General features: G+C 80.1%; 1 protein-coding gene. It reads left to right on the top strand.

Annotation, left to right across the window (positions count from 1 at the left end):
• The first annotated feature begins 224 nt into the window (after positions 1–224).
• Positions 225–1,019, top strand: a complete 795-nt coding sequence (locus tag ACFCX4_RS36305; RefSeq protein WP_376151761.1) for a pyridoxal 5'-phosphate synthase — start codon at positions 225–227, stop codon at positions 1,017–1,019.
• Positions 1,020–1,183: the final 164 nt, after the last annotated feature.

The following is a 1,183-nucleotide window of genomic DNA, read 5'->3' on the forward strand; positions in this document are numbered from 1 at the left end:
CGGTGCCGCCCACGGGCGCGTCCGGGCCCGGTTCCCGCCCGGGTTCCGCCCGGCCCGGCCCCGGTGGCCCACCCCCGGAACAGGTCCAGTCCAGGGCCCGCGCCCGTCGCCGTCACCACTCGGCGGTACGGTTGCGCTCCGACAGCGCACCCCCGCGCCGGGCGCCCCCGGCGACCGGCCCGCCGAGGGGGCTGCGGCCGCGGCGAACCGGAAGGAAGGGCGCGATGGCAGCGGAGGAGGAGGGCCTGACCGGCCCCGGCGAGACCAGGCCCGTGGCGGGCCACGGCCCGGGCCGGGAACCGGCCCCCGAACCGTGCCCGGCAGCGGGCTCCGAGGTCCGGACCGAGCCCCGGTCGGTGCCCGAGCTGATGCTCGGCCGCCCGCCGATGACCCGCCCGCTGCCGACCTTCGACGCCGAGGCGGCCCCGGCCGAGCCCGGCCCGCTCTTCGTCGACTGGCTCGCCACCGCCCTGCACGCCGGCGTCCTGGACCCGCAGGTCTTCACGCTGTCCACGGTCGACGCCGACGGCATGCCGGACGCCCGGGTCCTGGTGCTGCGCGACGTGGACCCGGCGGGCACCGGCTGGGTCTTCTCGACCGCCGCGGACAGTCCCAAGGGCCGTCAGCTCGCCGACCACCCGGCCGCCGCGCTCACCGTCTACTGGCCGCAGCTCGGCCGCCAGGTCCGGGTCCGCGGCACCGTCGAGCGGGCGGCCGACCAGGTGGCGGGGGCGGAGTTCGCCACCCGTTCCCCGGCCGCCCGGATCGGCGCGCTGGTCGGGCGGCAGAGCGAGCCGCTCGGCTCGCCCGCCGAGTACGAGGAGGCGGTGGCGGTGGCCCGCCGCCGGCTGGAGACCACCCCGGACGCGGTGGCCGCCGGGCACGCCGTCTACACGCTCTGGGCGCACGAGGTGGAGTTCTGGCAGGGCGACGCGGAGCGTCACCACGTCCGGCTCCGCTACACCCGGACCGGTCCGGTCCGCACCCCGGAGTGGTCGCGCACCCTGCTCTGGCCCTGAGCGTCCCGAGCGCTCCGTCCCGCCCCGCCCCGGACCGGGGCGCCGGTCCGGCCCGGAAGCCGTGGAACGCCTGGAACGCACCGGGGGCGCGCATCGGATCGATGCGCGCCCCCCCCCCCCGGGCCGCGCCCCACCCGGGCCCCCCCGGGGGGGGGGGGGCGGCC

Source organism: Kitasatospora sp. NPDC056327 (assembly GCF_042261735.1).
Taxonomy (GTDB): Bacteria; Actinomycetota; Actinomycetes; order Streptomycetales; family Streptomycetaceae; genus Kitasatospora.

What these genes read in the sequence shown, in the direction of transcription:
- ACFCX4_RS36305 (WP_376151761.1), top strand. Translation starts at nt 225, where the DNA reads ATGGCAGCGGAGGAGGAGGGCCTGACCGGCCCCGGCGAGACCAGGCCC.